Origin of the sequence: Acidisarcina polymorpha (genome assembly GCF_003330725.1) — a bacterium.
Taxonomy (GTDB): Bacteria; Acidobacteriota; Terriglobia; order Terriglobales; family Acidobacteriaceae; genus Acidisarcina; species Acidisarcina polymorpha.
In genome coordinates this window covers 6,757,028-6,778,026 of sequence record NZ_CP030840.1, presented here as the reverse complement: position 1 = coordinate 6,778,026, position 20,999 = coordinate 6,757,028, and the positions used below count along the sequence as shown (strand labels likewise).

The 20,999-nt window shown below is 55.3% G+C and carries 19 protein-coding genes and 2 pseudogenes; 10 read left to right on the top strand and 11 right to left on the bottom strand.

Going from position 1 to position 20,999, the window contains the following annotated elements; translation table 11 throughout:
- Window positions 1-84 precede the first annotated feature (84 nt).
- From ACPOL_RS36665 to ACPOL_RS29060, 6 genes and pseudogenes are all read left to right on the top strand, one after another.
- Window positions 85-297, top strand: a pseudogene (locus ACPOL_RS36665) (TetR/AcrR family transcriptional regulator); the annotation flags it as partial.
- A gap of 87 nt (window positions 298-384) precedes the next feature.
- Window positions 385-720: a hypothetical protein gene (locus ACPOL_RS35145; protein ID WP_236657104.1), complete on the top strand. Its 336-nt coding sequence runs from the start codon at window positions 385-387 to the stop codon at window positions 718-720.
- A gap of 77 nt (window positions 721-797) precedes the next feature.
- Window positions 798-1,220, top strand: a complete 423-nt coding sequence (locus tag ACPOL_RS29075; RefSeq protein ID WP_150133170.1) for a hypothetical protein — start codon at window positions 798-800, stop codon at window positions 1,218-1,220.
- A gap of 185 nt (window positions 1,221-1,405) precedes the next feature.
- Window positions 1,406-1,912: a (2Fe-2S)-binding protein gene (locus ACPOL_RS29070; RefSeq protein WP_201759002.1), complete on the top strand. Its 507-nt coding sequence runs from the start codon at window positions 1,406-1,408 to the stop codon at window positions 1,910-1,912.
- A complete protein-coding gene (locus ACPOL_RS29065) occupies window positions 1,909-2,925 on the top strand; it encodes an FAD binding domain-containing protein (RefSeq protein ID WP_114210268.1) in 1,017 nt (338 codons plus the stop codon). The genes ACPOL_RS29070 and ACPOL_RS29065 overlap by 4 nt, the downstream gene beginning before the upstream one ends.
- A gap of 8 nt (window positions 2,926-2,933) precedes the next feature.
- Window positions 2,934-5,141 carry a xanthine dehydrogenase family protein molybdopterin-binding subunit gene (locus tag ACPOL_RS29060; protein WP_114210267.1) on the top strand — a complete coding sequence of 736 codons (2,208 nt, stop codon included), beginning with the start codon at window positions 2,934-2,936 and terminating at the stop codon, window positions 5,139-5,141.
- Between the two features lie 319 nt (window positions 5,142-5,460).
- On the opposite strand, the gene ACPOL_RS29055 is transcribed toward ACPOL_RS29060, so the two are convergent.
- The 5 genes from ACPOL_RS29055 to ACPOL_RS29035 all read right to left on the bottom strand — a co-directional run bounded on the left by ACPOL_RS29055 (window position 5,461) and on the right by ACPOL_RS29035 (window position 11,274).
- The gene (locus tag ACPOL_RS29055; RefSeq protein WP_150133169.1) at window positions 5,461-5,748 is read right to left on the bottom strand and encodes a hypothetical protein; all 288 of its coding nucleotides are present in this window, start codon (window positions 5,746-5,748) and stop codon (window positions 5,461-5,463) included.
- Between the two features lie 104 nt (window positions 5,749-5,852).
- Complete coding sequence (trxA, locus tag ACPOL_RS29050; protein WP_114210265.1) at window positions 5,853-6,185, bottom strand: thioredoxin; 333 nt, start codon at window positions 6,183-6,185, stop codon at window positions 5,853-5,855.
- A 125-nt stretch (window positions 6,186-6,310) separates the two neighbouring features.
- A complete protein-coding gene (locus tag ACPOL_RS29045; RefSeq protein ID WP_114210264.1) occupies window positions 6,311-9,484 on the bottom strand; it encodes an efflux RND transporter permease subunit in 3,174 nt (1,057 codons plus the stop codon).
- Window positions 9,481-10,572, bottom strand: a complete 1,092-nt coding sequence (locus tag ACPOL_RS29040; protein WP_114210263.1) for an efflux RND transporter periplasmic adaptor subunit — start codon at window positions 10,570-10,572, stop codon at window positions 9,481-9,483. Before ACPOL_RS29040 ends, ACPOL_RS29045 begins: the two co-directional genes overlap by 4 nt.
- A 69-nt stretch (window positions 10,573-10,641) precedes the next feature.
- Window positions 10,642-11,274 carry a TetR/AcrR family transcriptional regulator gene (locus ACPOL_RS29035; protein ID WP_114210262.1) on the bottom strand — a complete coding sequence of 211 codons (633 nt, stop codon included), beginning with the start codon at window positions 11,272-11,274 and terminating at the stop codon, window positions 10,642-10,644.
- Window positions 11,275-11,355: 81 nt separating this feature from the next.
- Between ACPOL_RS29035 and ACPOL_RS29030 the strand changes: the two genes are divergently transcribed.
- Window positions 11,356-12,870 carry an efflux transporter outer membrane subunit gene (locus ACPOL_RS29030; protein WP_114210261.1) on the top strand — a complete coding sequence of 505 codons (1,515 nt, stop codon included), beginning with the start codon at window positions 11,356-11,358 and terminating at the stop codon, window positions 12,868-12,870.
- 188 nt (window positions 12,871-13,058) lie between these two features.
- A complete protein-coding gene (locus ACPOL_RS29025; RefSeq protein ID WP_114211132.1) occupies window positions 13,059-13,508 on the top strand; it encodes a rhodanese-like domain-containing protein in 450 nt (149 codons plus the stop codon).
- A gap of 401 nt (window positions 13,509-13,909) precedes the next feature.
- On the opposite strand, the gene ACPOL_RS36660 is transcribed toward ACPOL_RS29025, so the two are convergent.
- From ACPOL_RS36660 to ACPOL_RS29005, 5 genes and pseudogenes are all read right to left on the bottom strand, one after another.
- A complete protein-coding gene (locus ACPOL_RS36660; RefSeq protein WP_114210260.1) occupies window positions 13,910-14,281 on the bottom strand; it encodes an SOS response-associated peptidase in 372 nt (123 codons plus the stop codon).
- A gap of 35 nt (window positions 14,282-14,316) precedes the next feature.
- A pseudogene (locus ACPOL_RS36655) lies at window positions 14,317-14,637 on the bottom strand (SOS response-associated peptidase family protein); the annotation flags it as partial.
- Between the two features lie 142 nt (window positions 14,638-14,779).
- Complete coding sequence (locus tag ACPOL_RS34330; RefSeq protein ID WP_201759001.1) at window positions 14,780-15,322, bottom strand: DNA methyltransferase family protein; 543 nt, start codon at window positions 15,320-15,322, stop codon at window positions 14,780-14,782.
- A gap of 34 nt (window positions 15,323-15,356) precedes the next feature.
- Window positions 15,357-16,709, bottom strand: a complete 1,353-nt coding sequence (locus ACPOL_RS29010) for a DUF3560 domain-containing protein (RefSeq protein ID WP_201759000.1) — start codon at window positions 16,707-16,709, stop codon at window positions 15,357-15,359.
- A gap of 135 nt (window positions 16,710-16,844) precedes the next feature.
- Complete coding sequence (locus ACPOL_RS29005) at window positions 16,845-17,051, bottom strand: hypothetical protein (RefSeq protein WP_114210258.1); 207 nt, start codon at window positions 17,049-17,051, stop codon at window positions 16,845-16,847.
- Window positions 17,052-17,607: 556 nt separating this feature from the next.
- On the opposite strand from ACPOL_RS29005, the gene ACPOL_RS29000 reads away from it, so the two are divergent.
- Together ACPOL_RS29000 and ACPOL_RS28995 are read left to right on the top strand one after the other, a co-directional pair.
- The gene (locus ACPOL_RS29000) at window positions 17,608-18,423 is read left to right on the top strand and encodes a hypothetical protein (RefSeq protein ID WP_114210257.1); all 816 of its coding nucleotides are present in this window, start codon (window positions 17,608-17,610) and stop codon (window positions 18,421-18,423) included.
- Window positions 18,420-19,796 carry a hypothetical protein gene (locus tag ACPOL_RS28995; protein ID WP_114210256.1) on the top strand — a complete coding sequence of 459 codons (1,377 nt, stop codon included), beginning with the start codon at window positions 18,420-18,422 and terminating at the stop codon, window positions 19,794-19,796. Before ACPOL_RS29000 ends, ACPOL_RS28995 begins: the two co-directional genes overlap by 4 nt.
- Window positions 19,797-20,055: 259 nt before the next feature.
- Here the strand turns inward: ACPOL_RS28995 and ACPOL_RS28990 are convergent, their stop codons facing one another.
- Entirely contained in the window at window positions 20,056-20,913 is an 858-nt protein-coding gene (locus ACPOL_RS28990) for a hypothetical protein (RefSeq protein WP_236657103.1), read from the bottom strand.
- Between the last annotated feature and the right edge of the window lie 86 nt (window positions 20,914-20,999).

The following is a 20,999-nucleotide window of genomic DNA, read 5'->3' as shown; positions in this document are numbered from 1 at the left end:
CGCCCCCGGTCTGCAGCGAAGGTGACGAGTGTGGATAAGCATCATATGTACCCAAAAGGGTAGAAAAGGTCTATCATAGATGGAATGGTAGCGACCGTTAAAGAACTCGATCAGAACGCAACGTCGGTGGGCCAGCGAGGCCCAGCGGAACATCAGCGGAGGGAGCAGATTCTCCAAGCGGCGGGAGAGCATTTCCGGCATTACGGATACCGAAAAACGACAGTTGCCGACTTGGCGAAAGCAATCAGTCTTTCGCCCGCATACATATATAAGTTTTTCGTATCGAAGCAAGCAATTGGTGAAGCTGTTTGTGCCCTTTGCCTCGGAGAGCGAACAAACGCATTGGAGAAAATTGTCCAAGAAACGGCCTCGCCCGTGGAGTGTATGCGTAAGATTTACAAGAGTTTAGCTCTTAACGGGGCCCAACTCTTCTTCAAAGATAGAAAGATGCACGATATCATTACGGCCTCATTTGAGGAACATTGGGGCAACCTTGAGGCCTATAACCAGGCTTTGATCGAAATCATCCGGCGTGTGCTTGTCCGAGGGCGCGAACTCGGGGAGTTTGAGCGCAAGACTTCACTTGAAGAGGCGTGCCGCGCTATATATAACACGATGCAGTCATTCTTCCATCCCATTCTGCTCGAACAGAACTTGGATCACCTCGAAGAAGACGCCACGGCGGTCGCAAATCTTGTGCTTCGCTCTCTTGCTCCGTGAAGTATGAGAGTTGATCGTGACCATCACTCAATCGGACGGCCTCGGCTCAAAGGATTCGTCGATTATGGAATTACAGATTGTCTAACCTCATCTCAGAGTCGTTCACAACCAATTTCTGGGTGACTGGAATCGCCATGACTCGATACTCGCCTCGCGCAATTCGAATGCCTCAAGTGGATGGCATGGCGTTCTTCAGTGAAGCTAAGCTGGCCGAGTATCATACCCAGGTCGCCGCTCTCAAATCCACGTCTACTCACTGTTGGGGGACAATGACGGTAGATCAGGGGCTGCATCACCTCAACGTGGCATGCGGGCATGCGCACGGTTTCTACAGGCTTGAGGACGAGAGCTACCTCACGGCTCGCACTCTCTTCCGTTGGATACTTGTGGACGGGTTCCCGGAACAGCCCGTAGGGTTGGGGCTACCCACCGGTTTCAAGCTCTCGCACGCCGAGCACTCAGGCCAAGTTCTTGACGATCATCCAAGCGGCTTGGAATAAGCGATCGGCGAGCGAGTGGGGTCCACACTGCATGTTTGGGAAGATGTGCTCCGGGAGTGGGGCAAGCTATTGCAGATCCATATCGACTACCAATCAGGGAATTTGGGGCTTGATTGAGCCCGAGGGCCGTGCGGTTGCGGCTCTATAAACAAACAGGCCAGGCGGCCGGTAGACAGGATGTCATTGTGATTCCGATTGAGGCTTTTCCAACCCTCGAATTGAACCTCGTGGTCAACGGGCTTCCCCGTGCGGTAAACGTGAACCCCTGCGTTACTCTACTGGACCTATTGCGAGAATATCTGCATTTGACGGGATCGAAGAAAGGTTGCGATCACGGCCAATGCGGAGCATGCACAGTTCTGCTTGATGGCAAGCGTGTGAATAGCTGCCTCATTCTGGCGGTGAGTCGTGAAGGCTCGACGGTAACCACAATCGAAGGGCTTGGATCTACGTCGAAGATGCATCCGCTGCAATCCGCCTTCATCCGACATGACGCTCTTCAATGCGGCTACTGCACTCCGGGTCAGATTTGTTCCGCTGTGGGCTTATTGCGCGAGGGTCAAGCAAAGTCGCGAGATGAGATTCGTGAGGGCATGAGCGGAAATCTCTGCCGTTGTGGAGCTTATATCGGTATCGTCGATGCGATCGCGGACGTTATGGCGTCAGGATCAACTCTTTTAGAGGACCAATGAGACATTTCCGCTATGTGAAAGCAACCGACATAAAGGAAGCGATTGCAATGATGCTGTCGGAACCTGAGGCTGCATTGCTGGCGGGCGGCACCAATCTGCTCGACCTGATGAAATATGACGTCTCGACGCCCACGCTCGTGATCGACATCAACGGACTTCCGCTCCGGGAAATCAGGGAGACCCCTGAAGGTGGTCTTAGGATCGGGGCTCTTGCGACCAACGCGGACGTCGCGTATGACGAACGGATTTCCGCACGATACCCGTTGCTTTCTAGCGCAATACTTGCGGGTGCGTCTGGGCAGCTACGAAATATGGCCACCATCGGCGGCAACCTGCTTCAGCGCACGCGGTGTTCCTACTTTTATGACATTCAAATTCCATGTAATAAGCGCAAGCCCGGCAGTGGGTGTCCCGCTAAGACAGGTCTGAATCGCGGGCACGCCATATTGGGTGCCAGTGAGCTTTGCATCGCAACCCATCCATCAGATATGTGTGTGGCCCTCGCCGCAATTGACGCTGTCGTCATTGTGGAGGGGCTTCGTGGAACGAGAGCGGTCGCGTTCTCGGACTTCCATCGCCTACCCGGCGAGATCCCACAGTTGGACACGAATCTGCTGCACGACGAGATCATCGTTGCTATAGATCTTCCTCCCATTTCTGCGCAGATAGGGCATAGCTATCTAAAAATTCGCGATCGGCTATCCTACGCTTTCGCCTTAGTGTCCGTTGCAGCACTGGTGAAGGTAGACGATGGCGTCATAACGCGCGCCGCGCTCTCTGTCGGTGGTGTTGCCCACAAGCCATGGCGGGACAGGGAGGCCGAGACTCTTCTAGTCGGCGCGAATGCCGAGAGAAGCGTGTTTGGCCAATTCGCGGATCGGTTGCTCCATACAGCGGTGGCAGAGGAGCATAACGGCTTCAAGATTGAATTAGCGCATAGAACTGTCGTCCGATGCCTGGAGCAGGCGGCAGCACAGACACCCCAGTCGCAGTCCGATAAGCGGATCCGTTAGGAGAATTCATGGCCGATGAACCCGTCAGTACAGGTAAGCCTCTTGCGCGTGTCGATGGTCCGCTTAAGGTAACCGGAGGAGCAAAGTATGCCGCGGAATACGACGTCCCGGATTTGCTTCACGGGGTGATCGTTCCCTCCTCCATCGCAAAAGGCAAGATTACTGGCTTCGACACCGAAGAGGCGATCGCCTTTCCTGGCGTACTGAAGATATTCACACATCAGAATCGGCCGTGGGGACCACACTTTAGCCTGTTTTTCAAAGATCCGATGGGGCCTCCCGGCCGACCGTTCCGACCGCTCCATAACGAACGAATCCATTTCAGCGGACAACCGGTGGCCCTCGTGGTCGCCGACACGTTCGAGGCGGCGCGAGATGCCGCCGCGCTGGTCAGAGTCTCTTATCGTGAAGAGGCCCACGCTACTGATCTTGAGAAAGAAGCGGTAAGCGCCTATGAACCGCCAAGGCATCGTATCGGCGTTCCGCCCACCCCGAAGCCGACCGGCGATGCGGGTACCGCCATGGCGGCCGCACCGGTGAAAGTTGAGGCCACGTACCGCACCTCCCCAGAGAACCATCATCCGATGGAACTCCTTGCTACCACCGTCCACTGGGGCGCGGATAACACAATTACCGTATACGACAAGACCCAGAGTCCCAAGAGTGTGCAGATATATCTCAAAACTGCATTCCTGTTCTTCAGGCGCCATGTCCGTGTGCTGAGTCCCTACGTTGGCGGTGCTTTCGGCCTCGGTCTTCGTCCTCAACAATCCGTCTTTTTAGCGGTGCTGGCCGCTAAAGCTCTCAAGCGATCCGTCAGGATCGTGATCCCGAGAGATCAGATGTACACGCTTGGCTATCGAGCTCACGCAATCCAGACGGTAGCTCTTGGTGCAGATGAGTTCGGGCGCCTTCAGGCATTAAAGCAGGACGCAATTGCAGCCACATCCCGCAATGAAGATGCACAGGATCCAATGCTTTACTTCTCGGGTCTGCTGTATCGGTGTGACAACGTCAGCCTCTCGTACAAGCTTGCGAAACTCGACACGGTCTCGCCTTGCGATATGCGCGGACCTGGAGCGACTACCGGAATGTTCGCACTCGAATCGGCCATGGACGAACTCTCCTACGCTACTGGTCAGGACCCGCTTGCTCTGCGCTATGCGAACTACACCAGCGATGATCAAATGGAGCACCGGAGAATGAGTAGCAAAGCCCTAATGGATTGCTACGAGCAGGGCGCTGAAAAGTTCGGGTGGTCTCTGCGTACCCCCGCGCCACGCTCCATGCGCGATGGACGGGAACTGATCGGCTGGGGCATGGCGACCGGCATTTGGGATGCAGCGCTCTCTCCGCTCCCGGCGCGAGCTACCGTCACCCTGACGGCCGACAACTGCCTCGAAGTCGCAACCTCAGTGACTGACATTGGTACCGGAACGTACACGATTCTCACGCAACTCGCCGCCGACGCGATGCAACTTCCAGTCGATCGCGTTACAACCCGTCTCGGAGATTCGTCCCTTCCTTACAACCCAACTCAAGGTGGATCCTGGACTGCTGCGACCGCTGGATCCGCTGTGCAGGCTGCATGCGACAAGTTGAAGAAGAAGCTTCTCAAGCACTCAACAGGCAGAGAGCCCTTCAATCCAGACATGGTTCCAAGACGCCAATTCGTAGATCTTCTCAAAGGAGCCGGGAAGTCGAGTATGAAGGCGACTGCCACGATCACACAGCTTTCCGCAGGCAGGGGGTTTACGAGCGCTACTCATTCCGCAGTTTTCGCAGAAGTGCGCATTGACGAGGAACTTGGTGTAATTCGAGTGACCCGTATTGTCTCAGCGATCGCTGCGGGCCGAATTCTCAACCCTCTGACAGCGCAAAGTCAGATTCGAGGTGCGTCTGTCATGGCCATCGGCAAGGCGCTTCATGAAGATGCGGCCTATGATCACAATCTCGGTCGGTGCATGGCACACAGCTTTGCCGATTATCACATTCCGTCAAATGCCGACATCTTCGATCTGGACGTGATCTTTGTGGACGAAAAGGACGAAGAGGTCAGTCCGATTGGAGCAAAGGGGCTCGGGGAGATCGGCTCCGTGGCCGTGGCTCCCGCCATCGCTAACGCCGTTTTCCATGCTACCGGCCACCGTGTCCGGGAACTCCCCATCACAATTGATCGACTACTTCCGGGATTACCACGCACGGGCGGACATTAGCAGAACGAAGAATGGCTATTCAGGCGCGTTCAGGCAAGCTCTCCCCCAGCGTCCAGAGCCGTCCCGGTAATTGAACCGGCAGAGGGCGAGACCAAGAACATAACAGCCCTGACCACGTCATCCGTTGTTACGGCCTCTTCATAGATGTCTTCTTGGGCGTAGAAGCCGCTCAGGTGGCCTTTACGCGTTTTCGGGTCTCGAACTTCAAGGTGCCAGCCAAGACCACAGTTTCCCGTAATTCGCGAAGGATGAAGTATGAATCAGGATGTCGAGGTGTTTGAACGCCCTTGTCACGTCCCGGAGGAGTGATGCAGCTTGCTTAGTATCCCAGGATCGTGTTTGATTGCCGTTGCACGATTGCCCCGAGCCTTTCTAGGATTTCAACGTGCTCCCTTGCTCTTGCCTGCGAAGCAGAGTAGGTAACAGCCACGTCCGCACCGGCGTGAGCAAGGGCAATCGATACGGCTGCGCCGACGCCGCGGGTTCCCCCAATTACTAACGCGACTTTCCCTATCGGGGACGGCATCTGCTGCGAGGTTTGACTAGCTTCAAGAAAGCCAGTGGTCAAAATGCTCGCGTTCGCCGTTAGGGCTCCCAGTAGTGCCATTTCGCTGAACATCCCTAACATGTTCGTGGTGTTCTTTACAGATCGCATAGAGAGAGGCCCGGCAGTTAGGCCGGGCCCAAATTGATCGATCACCCCAAAATGTGCTAGTTCATCTGCTTCAACACCGTTTCGCTAATCGTGACCTTGGGTACCAGGCCAACGATGCGTTCAACTTCTTTCCCGCCCTTGAAGAGCAATAGTGCCGGGATGCCGCGGATGGCAAACCGGCTAGCTGTTGCGTTGTTTTGATCGACATCCAACTTCATGACCTTGAGCCTTCCATCGAATTCAGCAGCGATCTCTTCCACTGCCGGAGCGAGTGTTTTGCACGGGCCACACCATGTTGCCCAAAAGTCAACCAATACCGGCTGTTCCGATTCCAGAACATCCAGTTGAAACGTGACGTCGGTGACATCGGTAATATTTTTTTCTGCCATGATTACTCCTCGTTGCTTCGCTGCTACTTGCGTGGTGGGTGTGCTCGATCCAGTGCAGCTTTTGTTATCCGTCCCGAGCATGAGGCCGGCAACAGGATGGGGAGATCCCGCCGCTGGCCTGAGCGTTATGCCTCCGCCAAGAGAACTTCTCCCTTGTTCGCCGGTACAGAATTCGGCTTGACGCCATACCAGATCGAGTAGAGAGCTGGAAGGAACGAGAGCGTCAAAAGCGTGCCGACGAAAGTACCGCCAATCAGGGTGTATGCCATTGAACCCCAGAAGACGGAGAATGTGAGAGGAATGAAAGCGAGAACAGCCGCGAGAGCTGTGAGCAGTACCGGCCTTGCGCGTTGCACCGTTGCCTCGACCACGGCATCGTAGCTGTTCATGCCCTCTTCTTCCTGATTGGATTTGATTTGGCCGATCAGGATGAGGGTATTGCGCATGATGATTCCCGCCAAAGCGATCAGTCCGAGGATGGCATTGAAGCCAAAGGGCTGATGGAATAGAAGCAACGTCGGCACCGTACCAGCGAGCCCGAGTGGGGCTGTCAACACCACCATGAACATTGCGGAGAACGATCTGACCTGCAGCATGATTACGGTTAGCATCAGGATGATCATGATTGGGAAGACGCTGGCGAGGGCGACATTTGCCTTGTTGGACTCCTCGACGTTGCCGCCAACTTCAATTTTGTAGCCCGATGGCAGTTTGGCAATGATCGGCTGAATGGACTTCAGGAGTTCACCCGATACCTGTGGAGGCTGGAGCCCCTCGGCGATGTCGCACTCCACGGTAATCGTCGTGAGCCGGTCGCGACGCTTCAGGATGGGTTCCTCCTGCCGAACTTCTACGTATCCGATCTGGCTGATTGGGATTAGCTTCCCATCGTGGCTGATGATGGTCATATCTTGAAGTCGGCTTGGATCGAGACGATCCGCTCCAGCACTCCTAGCAACGATATCGACGGTTCTGATGTCTTCCCTAACCTGCGACACTGGAATTCCAGTGAGCAGGAACTGGATCTGAAGACCGGCGTCGCTTGAGGTCAAGCCGAGGAGATGTAGACGGTCTTGATCGAGGACAAAATGAACAGTGGGAGCCTTTTCTCCCCAATCTTCATTGGCTTGCCGCGTGTTCGGACTGGCCACCATAACCTGTTTGACCTGTGCTGCTATGTCGCGAACCTTTTCGACATCAGGTCCCATTACGCGAAACTCGACCGGCCAGGGCGTGTACGGACCAAAGACCAGTTGCGAAGCGCGGATTCTGGCTTCAGGCGCGATGCCTGCTGCGACTTGTTGTTGCAGACGAAGTTTCAGGGCGTCACGCTGCTTTTCATCCGGTGTCAGAACGATGATCTTTGAAAAGTTTGGGTTGGGGAGCTCAGGGTTGTAAGAGAGAAAGAACCTTGGTGCGCCTCCACCGATGTACGCAGTCACGATCTTTGCTTCCGGCTGCTTACGAAGCCAGTTTTCCACCTTGGCACTTGCCCCGCTCGTGGTTTCAATGCTGCTGCCCTGAGGCAAGGTGACTTCAACCAGCATCTCGGGACGGTCGGAGGCAGGGAAGAATTGCTGCCGCACGAAGCTCATGCCAACGAAAGATGCCACCAGGATAGCCACCACAATGCCCGCTACGAGGAACTTGAACTTGACTGCACCAGCCACGAGCCTGCGGAGCTTTTGGTAACCGGGGGTCGAATAGATCGCCTCGTGCCCTCCCGCGATGGGCGTTACGTTCGGAAGAAGAGTTACGCCGAGGTACGGTGTAAACGTCGCTGCCACTAACCACGACACCAGCAGGGCGAACGCTACAACCCAGAAGATATTTCCCGCATACTCGCCCGCCGTAGACTTACCGAAACCTACCGGCATAAGTCCGATGGCGGTCACAAGAGCTCCTGCAAGACGGGGTGCGGCCGTGTGACCCCATGAATACCCGGCCGCCTGAACGCGGTCCCAGCCCTCTTCCATCTTGACAACCATGCTTTCGATAACAATGATGGCGTCGTCGACAAGTAGTCCTAGAGCAAGGATGAGCGCACCGAGCGTCACGCGGTCAAAAACGCGGCCGGTAGCGAACATGACCACGAATACAGCAGCAAGTACAAGGGGGACGGCTGCAGCGACCACAATACCCACGCGCCAGCCAAGACTGATCAAGCTCACAATCATGACGACCGCAAGCGCGACACAGAACTTGAGCATGAATTCGTCATAGGCCTCCCGGATGTTTACAGCCTGATCCGTGACCTTGCTGAAAACCATGCCGGCAGGGAGTTCCGTCGAAATCTTCTTCTGCTCCGCTTCGAGTGCCTTGCCGAGATCAAGGCCATTCCAGGCTTCCTTCATCACGATGCTGAGGACGAGGGAATCTTCGCCGTTGTGCCGGATCATGAAGGTCGTAGGATCTTCGTAGCCGCGCTTCACCTCGGCGATGTCAGATAACGTCAATGTGCGTCCGCCGGCTACGATCGGTGTGTCCCGAATCTTTTGTAAGTCGTTGAGCGCACCGTCCAACCGGATGAAGACCTGCTGGTCCTTTGTATCGACCGAGCCGGACGGTGTCACGGCATTCTGCTTCACGAGTGCGTCGAAGATCTGCTGTGGACTGACGCCGAGCGTTGCCAGCCGCGCATAGGAGAACTCAACGAAGATGCGTTCGGGACGCTCACCAACAATATCGATCTTCTTTACACCAGGCACCTGCAGCAGTCGTTGGCGCAGCGTTTCTGCTTCACGCGTCAGCGTGCGCAAAGGTAGACCATGTGCTTCCACGGAATAGAGTGCAAAGGTGACGTCCGAATATTCGTCATTGATGAACGGGCCATACGTGCCCTGTGGCAACTTATGTGCTTCGTCCCCTAGTTTCTTGCGAGCCTGGTAAAACTCCTCAGGAACCTCCTTGGGGTTCATGCTGTCCTTCAGGGATACCTTCATGAGGGCTAGGCCGGGACGTGTAAACGTCTCTACCCTATCGTAGGTCCGGAGTTCCTGCATTCGCTTCTCGAGCGGTTCTGCGACTAGATCCTGCATCTCTTGTGCGGTCGCACCCGGCCAAACGGCGGCGACTGTGAAAACTTTCACGGTAAACGTGGGGTCTTCAGCCCGGCCAAGCTGAAAGAACGCAAAGACTCCGGCTCCGATTACGGCAAGAAGCAAGAAGAACGTGACGGCTTTTTCGCGTACCGCTATCGCTGAAAGGTTGAGGAACGACTCGGTGACTTTCTCCCGGAACTCGGGTCCAGTCGTGTCGTGAACATGGAACTCGCTGTGCTCTTTGTCGTGAAGGTTCATCGTTTAACCTCCGCGCGAACTTCCTCTACGCGAACACGTTCTCCGTCGTGAAGAAGATGGACCCCAAGCGCGATGATCTTCTCGCCCGAATGCACGCCATCTGTCAGAATCGCCTCCTCTTCGGTCAGATTATGTATGTGAACAGGATGGAAGGCGACGGTGTTAGTTTGAGTGTTCAACTCCCAAACGCCGGTGCCTTGACCCAAATCTATGATGGAAGCGATGGGAACTGAATACAGGTCCTCGCTTCCGCCGTCGAGTCGCACCGTGACCGTTGCGCCGAGAGGTGCATTCGCGCCAGGGCCCCCCAGTACATAGCGAGCCTCGAATGTCCGCGTGAGAGGATCAGCGGCGTCAGAGAGTTGTCTCAGCCTGGCGGTTACCCCACTTGTTTGGCCATACACCGATGCATTCGCAGCGGTTCCCAGCTTTGGGCGTACAGTTTCGGGGAGGTTTATTGCAGCTTCGCGTGGGCCGGCATGTGCGAGACGCACGACTGTCTGACCGGCGGCTACCACCTGTCCTGGTTCCCCCATTGTTTCGACGACAGTTCCGTCGGCATCTGCGGTGAGTTTTGAGTAGTCGCCTTCGTCCTGTGCGACATGGGCTTGCGCCTGAGCGGCCTGCAGTTCGGCCTGAGCAGCATCAGAAGCTGCCTTCACTTGGTCATAGGTGGAGGCTGAGATCGCTCCCGTCTTCACCAACCCGCGGTAGCGAGCCTCATCTGCGGCAGCTTCTTCAGCTTTGGCCTTCGCTGCGGCGACCGTCTCGTTCCTTGCGGTAATCGCATGCGAGTAATCGGTCTGGTCGATAGTCATCAAAAGCTGACCGGCGCGGACAAACTGACCGGTATCTACGAGACGCTTTGTGATCTTTCCGGGAATTCGGAAACCCAAGTTGCTTTGGACACGCGCGGTAACGACGCCGGTAAATGAACGGGTGGAGCCGGATGAGACCACCACCTCGGCGACCCGGACTAATTCGGGCTCGGTTCGTGGATCGGCTTCGACCTTGTGGTTGCAACCGGCGAGGCCGATTACATATGCGGCAAGGGCCAGGGCTGTAATGCTGAATTGAAAATTCCTCACTGGTGACTCTCCTGATGCTCCTGAAGCCGAATCTATATGCAAGTGATGAGTTTGTCAATTCGTCATTCATCATAAAGTGAGTGATCTTCGCACCAGCTTTGCCACAGCGACGGCCTCCTCCGGCAGCTCTAGCGGGTTCTGTTGAACAAGAATCGGATCGTAGAAAGGTTCCATGGTGTAGTGAATTGCCTCGCAGGTCTCATCGAGGGGCGTCTTCCTTTCAAATTCGCCTATTTCGCGTCCGCGAATCACCACCTCGCGAACGATTTTTAGGAGGTCGGAACGGTATTTTTCCGTTGAGGCCCACTTCTCTCGAAATGACAGAGCCATGAGATCATGCATCTTTCGATCCTCGAGAAACATATTTGTAGAGGCTACAGCTATATTGCTGATAATAATAATGATGCACTCCCCTGGTGAGTCTATCTGGGCCAACAGGTTTGCTAAATTCTTGATTAGATCCTCAAGCATCAAAGTACACACGGCTTCTCCGATTGCCTGTTTTGAATCAAAGAAGTGGTACAGGTAAGCAGGGGAGAGCTGGATGGCTTTTGCGATGTCTGCGACGGTCGTTTTTTGGTAACCGTAATGGCGAACATGCTCACTGGCAGCCTGCAAAATGGCCTCGCGTCGACCAAGTTCGAATGAAGAGCGGTGGCTAGTATTTTGACTCATAGTGGATTCAGATTCAGAGCTTTCCATAGTTTTGACCAAATCATCTGGCCAGCTTCAGCATACAGTTTATTGACAATGGATGATGATTTCCAATACTCTTCACTAACAATGAATAGCCGCGATCGTTCTCGTCAACTCGAAAGCAAGTTTCCCCGCAGCAGTGAGTTCAGCCGCCAGCACGTGGCGGCTGTCAGTTTTGCGGGCCGGCTGGGGTTAGCCCTCACTCTGACTGCGGCAATCAGTGGCTGCCGGGTCGGCCCCAACTACCATGCGCCGTCTGTGCAGTTGCAGCCGTTCCATAATGCCCCGTCGATTGAGGCGAGGACCGACGCCCCACCCGCACCGTCACTCGATCAATGGTGGGTCGGATTCCAAGATCCGAAGCTCACAGAGGTAGTGCAACGGAGTTTGGCCGAAAACCTTGATTTGGCGGCAGCGCTGACCCGTGTTCAGCAGGCACGAGCCGTCGCAAAAGGGGCGGGTGCGGCAAGGCTGCCCGCCGGTAGCTTATCCGCTTCGACTACTTCCCTTCGACAATCATTGGAGAGCCCATTCGGTCGCATATCCCCTGTCATCCCCGGATATCAACGCGATCAAAACTACTATGATCTCGGCATTTCGGCCAGTTGGGAGACCGATCTCTTCGGGAGCTTGAGAAGAGGTGCGGAAGCAGCCACTGCAGAGGCGCAGGCGGCGGAGGCTATGCGTACTGGTACACGCATTTCAATTGCGGCTGAAGCCGCAGATGCGTACTTGCAGATCAGGGGTGCGCAAGCGAGGTTGAGTTTCGCGCATGAGCAGATCGAGACCGATCAACACCTCGTGGATCTCGTGCGCCAACGAAAAGATGCAGGCGTTGCGTCCGATCGGGAACTTGCGCAAGCAGAGGCCCTGCTCTCTGGTGCAAAGGCAACGATTCCATTGCTCGATACAGTCCTTGAGTCGGAGCTCAATCGTCTCGATGTCCTGATGGGAGCGCAACCTGGAACCTATGCTGCCGACCTCAAAGTGGTGGCAGACATTCCCGTGGTGCCGAGCATTCCGAATACTGCCGCCCCTATGGATCTCTTGCGCCGACGGCCTGACATCATTGCAGCCGAACGCGAGGTAGCTGCTTCAAATGCCCGAATCGGCCAGTCGCTCGCGGAATATTACCCAAAGCTTTCGCTGTCGGGCATCGTCGGCTCTGAGGCACTTGCACCTGCTCATTTGTTTGAGCAGCAAGGGTTTCAATCGATCGGCGTCGCAGGTCTTCGTTGGAGATTATTCGATTTCGGCAGGGTAGATGCAGAGGTCAAGCAAGCCCGCGGAGCCAATGCTGAGGCCCTATTGCGCTACCGGAGCTCTGTACTTCATGCCGCTGAGGATGTTGAAGACGCATTCACTCTCCTAGCGCAGTCTGAGAACCGCCGTTCGGAGCTGCTCCTGGAGATAGCACAACTGCAGAGGGTACGTGACCGCTCGCAGGAATCATACAACGCCGGCGTCATTGGCCTGACCGATGTACTAGACGCAGATCGACAACTACTTGCCGCAAAAGACGAGTTGGCAGTCAGTCGTGAGGGCGCCGCCCGCGCAGCAGTAGGGTCTTTCCGCGCTCTCGGCGGAGGATGGCAGCCGTAAGACCGGCAAGTCTCTTGAGGTGCATCCTTATGTTCACGCTGAAGCGCGAACCGAAAGCCGCCAATCAAAGCTCTATACGGCACCGTCGGGAACCCGGTAATTCGGAAGGCGCTGAGAAGCATGAATCTGAGTTGGGAGCTGGTTCATCCAATATCATTTGCGCAAAGTTTGTCATGGGAGGAATCGCGATGTTTGAACCTCTGTCTCTTATTGCAGTCGGCTCGTTAGCGTGGGTCTCTGGGATCATTTGGATGCGACGTAGAGCTAGACGACGAGAGATGCTCAGTCACACGATCACCCCTGAGACCTTGCATGACTTGCTCGACTCAGACCAGAAGCCCGCGGTTGTGGATCTGCGCTTGCCTCTCGACTTCCTTGTGCACACAGAGATAATTCCAGGCGCACAGAGAATCTCTCCGAGAGAGATCGTCGCAAATCCCGACATGCTCTCTAAAGATCAAGACTACGTGCTCTATTGCACCTGTCCAGGTGACGACAGCAGCGGAATCGTGTTAGAAACCGCCCTAAAGATGGGGTTCTTGAGAGTGAAGATGCTGGCAGGCGGGCTTGAAGCATGGAAACAGAAAGGGTACCCCGTAGCCCCCTATGACAAGCCGTTTCGTCTTGACGTCCAGTAGCAGTTTGGGCCATCGCATGGTTCATGCGCGGTCTCCCGGCGCACTACATAAATTTCCCTTTCTTGAGGTGCCCCCTCTAATGACGCAGCCCGCACACAAACGCCGGATATGTTCCTACGATATCGCGGAGGTGCCTCCAGAGGAATATGTACTGGCAGAAGAGCAGGGAGAGATGTACTTCTGCAATGCACGTGGCCTCTGTCTATGGGCAGTGCATTTTGTGACGAATCCCGGGCGCTCCGAAGAACAGAAAAGGATTGCTTGCGAATAGGCCATGCCCTCAGGTGAGCGACGGAAACTTACTGACTTTATAGAAGCGGCTCAGTGGAGTGCTGCGAATGCCCTGCAAGGCGATTCGAACCCCTGGCGCGAAAATGGAATCAAGGTAGACTAGAGCGCCATTACTCGGGGAACAGTGATGGAGTGACTTGCATTGCCTCAGGTTGGGTTGTCAAAGGCTCCAGCAATTGCGGGCCATCGCCCTTCAACGGCGCTACTCTCCACGCCTTCATACTTTCAGAAGGGTATGTCCTCACAAGATCAATCGGCAGGTGCGAAGATTCGGCGGGCGCAAGCCAGTGGTCGTAGTCCTTCGGCTCAAGGATGAGTGGACAGCGATTGTGAAATGGCTCAAGAACCTCGTTCGGGTCCACGGTGACGATTGCGAAGCTCTCCAGCACGTTGCCGCTTGCTCTATCCTTCCACCTATCCCAGATGCCGCCGAATGAAAAGAGCCTGTCATCCGTGAGCGCAACCGCCCACGGTTTAGTGATCTTTCGTTCTTATCCTCTGGAGTGGGTACCTCCCACTCATAGAAGAACTCACCGGGAATCAGGCATCGGCGTTGCTGAAAAGGCTTGATCCATGCCCCGCTAATGGTGAGCTTGTCATCGCGGGCACAATTCGAGACCATCTTGTGCATTTTCGACCAATACGGAACCAGGCCCCACTCCATTAGGCTCATCTCCCGCTCGCCTGTTTCTTCACTTAGGCGCACAACTGGTTGGAATGTGCCGGGGGTGATGTTGTACCCAGGTGGCATGGGCGGAAGATCGGCAATCTTGCGGCGCATGGCGTAGTGCTCTGCGATGTATTGCTTGTCGCTTCGTCGTCCGTATCGTCCGCACATAGGAACAGGATAGCGCCTGTCTCAGCGTTGTCTCCGTATGGCGGGAAAAACGGTCAAGGGGAAAAACCGACGGGGTTTGTCCCCTTGCGCCCGCTTCGGAGTTCGCATCGCGGCGGTTTACTCTGAAGCGGGCGGCACCTGGTTATGCGTCCAGCATGAGGAGCACGGTGCGAACGCTTGTACCTGTGCTGATGAAAGTATCGGAAGGCAATTCTTCCCAGATACCGCCGCGCGCTTCAACGATGGGCCTTAGCTTGTCGTTCTGCCTCGGGCCGTTGGCACAGATGGCGACCAGTCGGTCTCCGGGCTTCAACATCTTCAAGGCGTGCATAATGTGCTTGATATCATCTGCGTTCGAAAACGGAGGATTCATAACAATGCGGTCGAATGTTCCTAGATCGCCGTTGCACTCCAAGAAATCGGCCTGCCGTGTGTCATCGACACAATCAATCGTGCGGAGCCGGTGGGCCATATTGCAATTCAGCTCAACAGCTGTGATCGCGTAGCCGTGAGCATTGCGGCGAATCGCATCAATGATTCGGCCTGTTCCTGCGGAGGGTTCTAAAACCTGTTGCCCGGGGCGAATGTCCGCAAGCGCGACCATACGGTCTGCCAACTCGGGCGGAGTGGGGAAGAGTTGCGGAACGGCTACGATCACGACGCCCTGAGCGGCGGTCTTCTTCATTTCGTGCAGTTCATCGTGCGAGGGGATGCGCTCGTCATGCTGGCGCGGTGTGTGCGGCGTCGGGACTGGGTTTTGTGCCTTCAGGTCTTGCGCCATCGTTGCAAGCGTCTCGGGGGCGGTGGGCTCCGCTGGGGTCAACGGAGCTTGCTTCGGGGGTGGGTCGATACGCTTGGCGTCGGTGAGATAGACAGAAACGGTCTTCCAGTTTCCGGCCCATGTCGAGCGGGTGCGGTACGCTCCGTGGGTATCGGTCGCGGCGTGAGTCGTAGACTGTGGAACGTCGGACATCTTCTTTCGCTTCCATTCGTCTGTCGTCATGTGTTTGAAGCCGTCGCCGGGATAGTTGCACATCGGGGGGGAGCTTGCTAGCTGCCTTGACTGCTGCGGTCTCCTCGGGCTTCGGTGCCTGATAATCCTTGACGCTCTCGATACCGGCTTTGTATTTGCTCCCGTAGAAGTAACGGCGCGGTGTAGTGGTTAGGCTGCTGATGGCGTCGCCGGTCTTGTTGATCTTCAGAATTACAAGCCACTCATCTCCAATAAAGACCTTGCCCCCAACTTCAAAATTGAATCGGTCGGCGGCGAGGCCTCCAGTCTCCCCCAGCATTGCCTTCTCGTAAGCGATACGGTTCGTATAGTGGTCGATCCAGCGGTCATAAGTGGGAATGACACGAGGGTAAGTTTCGAGAGCAACCGCTAGAACCTCGTCCAAGGTGCGGGGTAGGTAGAGTGTCGGGAAACTGCCCTGTAGCGCGTCGTATGCGCTCGGGGTGTGCTGGAAGTCTTCGCGGTCGCCTTCCTTGCGTGGCATGTGTAGATGGCACATCGCAGCGATGCGAAGAGCAACCTTAGCCTGGAGTTCCTTGTCCGGTTCGTTGGCGCATTTAGTCCAGAGTTTTAGCCACATCTCGGCTTCTTGTTTGTTGCGCTCCTGCTTGCGTTTGTCGGCTTCCAATCCCTTAATGCGGCGATGGCGGACGCCGGGAAGCGCCTTATACTTCGCGTGGTGGAGTGCTCCTGCTGCGCGTTGTTCCCAGTAACGGGCGGTCTGCCACATCTGGACCGTCTTCCTCATGCCGTTCTCGATGCGCTCGGCGTCCTTCCGGGCATGGCGTTCGCTGTGGTGGCCGACGAGAATAGGCTGACCAAACGGGATATTGTCGGCGATGCGGTGGACGGCATCATGTGCGCGTTGCGCGTCTTCGATGCGGCTCTCTTTGTAGTCGCTGAAGCGGTCGGCGCGTTCCTCGGCGCGGTCTACTAGGCTCCTGTCTTCGTCTTCGATCTCCCCGGCCAGCTCAATAAGCAAATCCTCGCGGCTGTGTGTCCACATCGGCGCGACGAATAGGTCTTGCTTTGGTGCCCAAATGAAACCGGCAGCTTTCACGCGAGCATACGTCTCGCTGTCGAGGCGGGTTGTTGGAGTAGAGGCGGAGTTTGTTGTCTTCGGGGGAATAGGTAGCGGTGTAGCTCATCGGGTTTTCTCTCCTTCGGGTCGTATGGTGCGGTGGTAGGGTCGGTGCTAGATGAGGCCTGCAGCTCGCATGAAGGAGGGGCAACCGTGGGGGCATGTGCCGTCTGGTTCCACCTCGCAATGCTCGGTACAAAGCGCGAGTGCGTTCGCGTCGCCAAACATCACCTCTTCGGCCATAGCCTCAAAGGTGCGTCCTTCTTGTTTCAGCATTTCGGTCAAGCTGATGCGGTAGGGATTTGCTGTCGTGCTGCTCATTGGGTAGTTCCTCCGTTTTTGAATGGCTGTGCTGTGTTTGCTAACAAACACGCCTTGGCCCTGGCCCACGCCAGCAGGGGCGGCAAGTGCAAGAGGTGGGGTTCCCCACCCTTGGAACGGAGCGATCAGCGGAGTGGAGGGGGCGTAGCGTTGCGGAGGTCTGCACAAGCGAAGCGCGGAAGATTGGGGTGCCTCTTGTCGCGCGCCAGGGACGGAGTCCCTCAGTAGGCTTGGTTTCCTTGCATTAGCGCGAACCGCGCGGAGATTGCTTTGGCAGTTGTTCTTCGGGCGTACGTTGCGGGTAGGAATAGGGCGCGCAGAGGCAGGTGGAGCGGAGACATTCGTGGACGCTGGCCGACTTCACGGGACCAATCGATGCTTCTCTTTCCAAGCGACCAAGAACCACGCGACTCAGCAGCAGGACACCAATATTCAGTAATAGACAGTTCGCGCTGTCGTGCGTTCGTCTGCGTGCGAAAATAGTAACCGGTCCCGTCGAGGCTGTATGGGAGACCCGATATAGGCGAGGTGGAATCCCGAGCCAAAGAGGCGGCAGATGGAATTTTCGAGAAGAGAGCAGTTGGATTCAGCTATAGCCGCACTGGATAAACACGGGAAGTTCGGAGACGCCATCCGGAAGGCTCACCAGAATCACTTGGCACAGACGAGCCAGCTCCGAGGTCTGTACGAAGAAGTCGATAAACTCACCAAAAGCAAGTCGGTGGTGCCTCCCTCCGATCTGCTCGTAGAGGTTGTCAATGCGCAGATAGCGGATGCTAAGGCGCTCATATTTCGAGACGCTTACCTAGGTCGTTTGAAATCCTTCGTGCCTGCTGGCGACAACCCGAGTTATCCCGATCTCCTGCTATCACTCCGAATCCTTCAACAGACTAGCGAACGTTTTACTTCGATGTTAGAGGTGGAAACAAAAGGTCATTTCTCTATAGGAAGTGAGCTACAGACGATCGCTTCTGCCTTGAGAGTCGCCGAGCAGGAGGAGGTTGATTTTCATAACGAGGTCAGCGATGAAGAGGAATCCGACACCTCTGACAACGATGAAGACGAGCAAGAGGATGTAGCGAGCGACGACGATGATGATGACGGTAGCGATTCGGACGATGTTGAGGAAGAAGAAGACGATTCTGGGCTTACCGAAGAGGATGGGGAAGAAGGTGAGGATCAGACGGAAGAATATGACGAGTACGTCCGTAAATCCGAGGTGAAAGCGAAGATTGACGGCCCCATCTCAGACGCGTGGTTTCGGAAGCATGGCGACGAGGTATTCTTCAATTTTGAGAAGTTGGATCGAGTTGGTATTCCGTCTTACGAGCCTCCAAAAGATGGAATCACATACGAGCCAGATCAGAAATGACCAAAGATTCCAGCGTATTCCCCCAATTGCGACAGCTCGAGGTTGATTTCGTCATTCCACACCTCGTGGGCGATTTGCCTCTATGCATCGATCCTTTCCTCCTATTCAAGAGTCGGGACCCAGAACTACGGTTGCTCCATGCAAGCATTGTCGAACACTTTGCGGATGGGGTTAGTGCAATCGCCAAAGACGACGAGCTAGACGCCAAGTACATATTGGATTTCCCCGAGGTGGCAGAAATCGGCTTCGGATATGGCGCGAGTAACAAAAGAGGGTCCGGCTTGGGCAAGACTCTGACAAATCTGCTTATCGGCTCGCTGAAATTGTCCCCGGCGATTATGGAGCGTGGCATCAGGCACGTCGAAGAGATGCAACTGATCTCTCCGGGAATAGGGCCTGATCGAGTAGGCGACATCGCTTCAAATATCCTGAAGGAATACTTAATTCAATACACTCAACGCCAATGCGAGGTTCATAACCTGCCGATCCGGTCGTTAGTCCCTGTCAACCATGTCTACGATCCAAAAGAGCGCTGCTGGCGCGATGGATACTATGATTTGCCGGTCAACTCTGAGGATGGGAGAGCAATTCTCTTTGTGCCTCGCAGGATAGTTCGACAGCTTCCTTGGATCAACTATGACAACTTCGTCAAGACCGAGTTTCGGGCATATCTGGAGGCTAGGAAGAGGGTCGGGAGAGTGACCGGACGCGCGCCCTCAAAGGCAGAGGTGACATCTACCAGTCGCGTGGAGACCTCCATCATCGACGCCTATGTCAAGCAAAGGGAGCAGCAAGCAGCGGCTGCTCAACCGATCCTGCCACCACTTACGGATAGCTCGGCTGACACGGGAGAGTCTCTGCTAACGCGTTTGGCGACGATTCCTCCAGGGCAGTCTGACGCAACAGCGTATCAAGAGCTTGTCCTCGACATCCTTACATTCGTGTTCTGCCCAGATCTGATCGATGGACGTCTTGAGGAACGCACGATTGACGGTACCGAACGCAGGGATATCATTGTCACGAACGACTCTGACGCGACGTTTCTCGACTACGTGCGCACGTCCCACGACTCATTGTTCGTCATGTTCGAGGTCAAGAACACGGACGAGCTCACGATGGCAGCTCTTAATCAGGCGGCGACGTATCTAGGCGATAGGATCGGCCGGCTGGGATACATCGTTACCCGGAAGCCCCCCGGTGATAACTTGCTTCGGAAGCAAATCTCAATTTTCAATGATTCGAATCCTCGGAAAGTTCTGCTGATACTTTCAGACCGGGATCTTGAGGAACTAATCAAGCTGAGAATGCAGGATGTCTCCCCCATCCTGTGGCTTCAGAAGCACTACAGAAGGTTTCGGACCGCTGCCCAATAGCTAGCTATTGGTTCGTCGAGTTGGACGGTTTGATTACGAATACAATTGGTACCGCGAAACGTCGATTGCGACGGCGATCGTCGATCCGGCACCCGATTATGAGATTCCGGTCGCGATGCCGACTTCTCGGTACGATATAAACGCAAGTTCAGCACCGTCGCGGGGTTGTATTTCTAAAAAGGGATGTCATCGTCGGTGATCTTCATCGGCTCTCGGAGCGCACCGTCAGGCAGGGGCAGATTGGTTACGACGTAGAGGTTCAAAATGTCGTCTCTGTCCATGAACATGATCTGGCTGCGCTTCGTCGCATCGAGCTTCCCGCCGAGCCAGTTCCTTGCAGCTTTGGTGATTTGACCACTAGGACACGACTGTTTGTCTCGGGATCGAAAATTTCATGGCCAAGCATCATCAAGGCCTGCTGATGAATTTCTGCGATGTTTTTGTTTGATCCTTTGCTGTCGCCCGCCGCGTCGAGCTTATCTTTCTTCGCCTGAATACCGAAATACAACGTGTGCATTGTCGGCAACGTGTACTTCATCCAAATGTCTTTACCGTATTCGAGCGCCTTGTCTTTATGACCGGCCGCCGTGATGCGATGAAAGCCAAGCTGACGCAACAATGGCAGGAGGACTTCCCCGATTAGCTCATCTTCTGAACAGCGGTCTAAATAGGCGATTAAGTCACCGCGTCGTTTCAGCTCGGTTGCCGAGAAGGGTCGGTGCGGATTTGGAACCGGCTGCGCAATCGTGTTCGTCGCAATGTGCTTCAGGTAGCATTGCCGATCTTCTGCATAAAACGCTTCGTAGCCTTCACGGACCAAAGCCACGTTCAAGAGCGCCATGGCCTTTTCGCGGGCGGGGTCCGCGTCCTGTTTGTCGCCCTGATCCATGAGCGTGCGTATTACACGGGCGAAGGTGTCGGGCGGCGCGTTGCCGCTTGTCTGTGGCTCCTCCAGAATTGTGACCAACGTGCTGCCCACCCAAGCGTTGCGCGTTGTCCCATCGTGCACATAGTCGGTATCGCATTCTTGAAAGAAGCGTGTGATGTAGCTGCTGCTCCGGTAGGGGAAAAGGACCTCTTTGCCGGCGTCGGTATTCCCGCAGATCATGTCGGCCAATGCGTTAATCGTTCGATCTTTGAACTTCAAGTCCGTCTCCGCATAGGTACGATGGCGTCCTTTATGATACGCAACTCTAGCCAGTT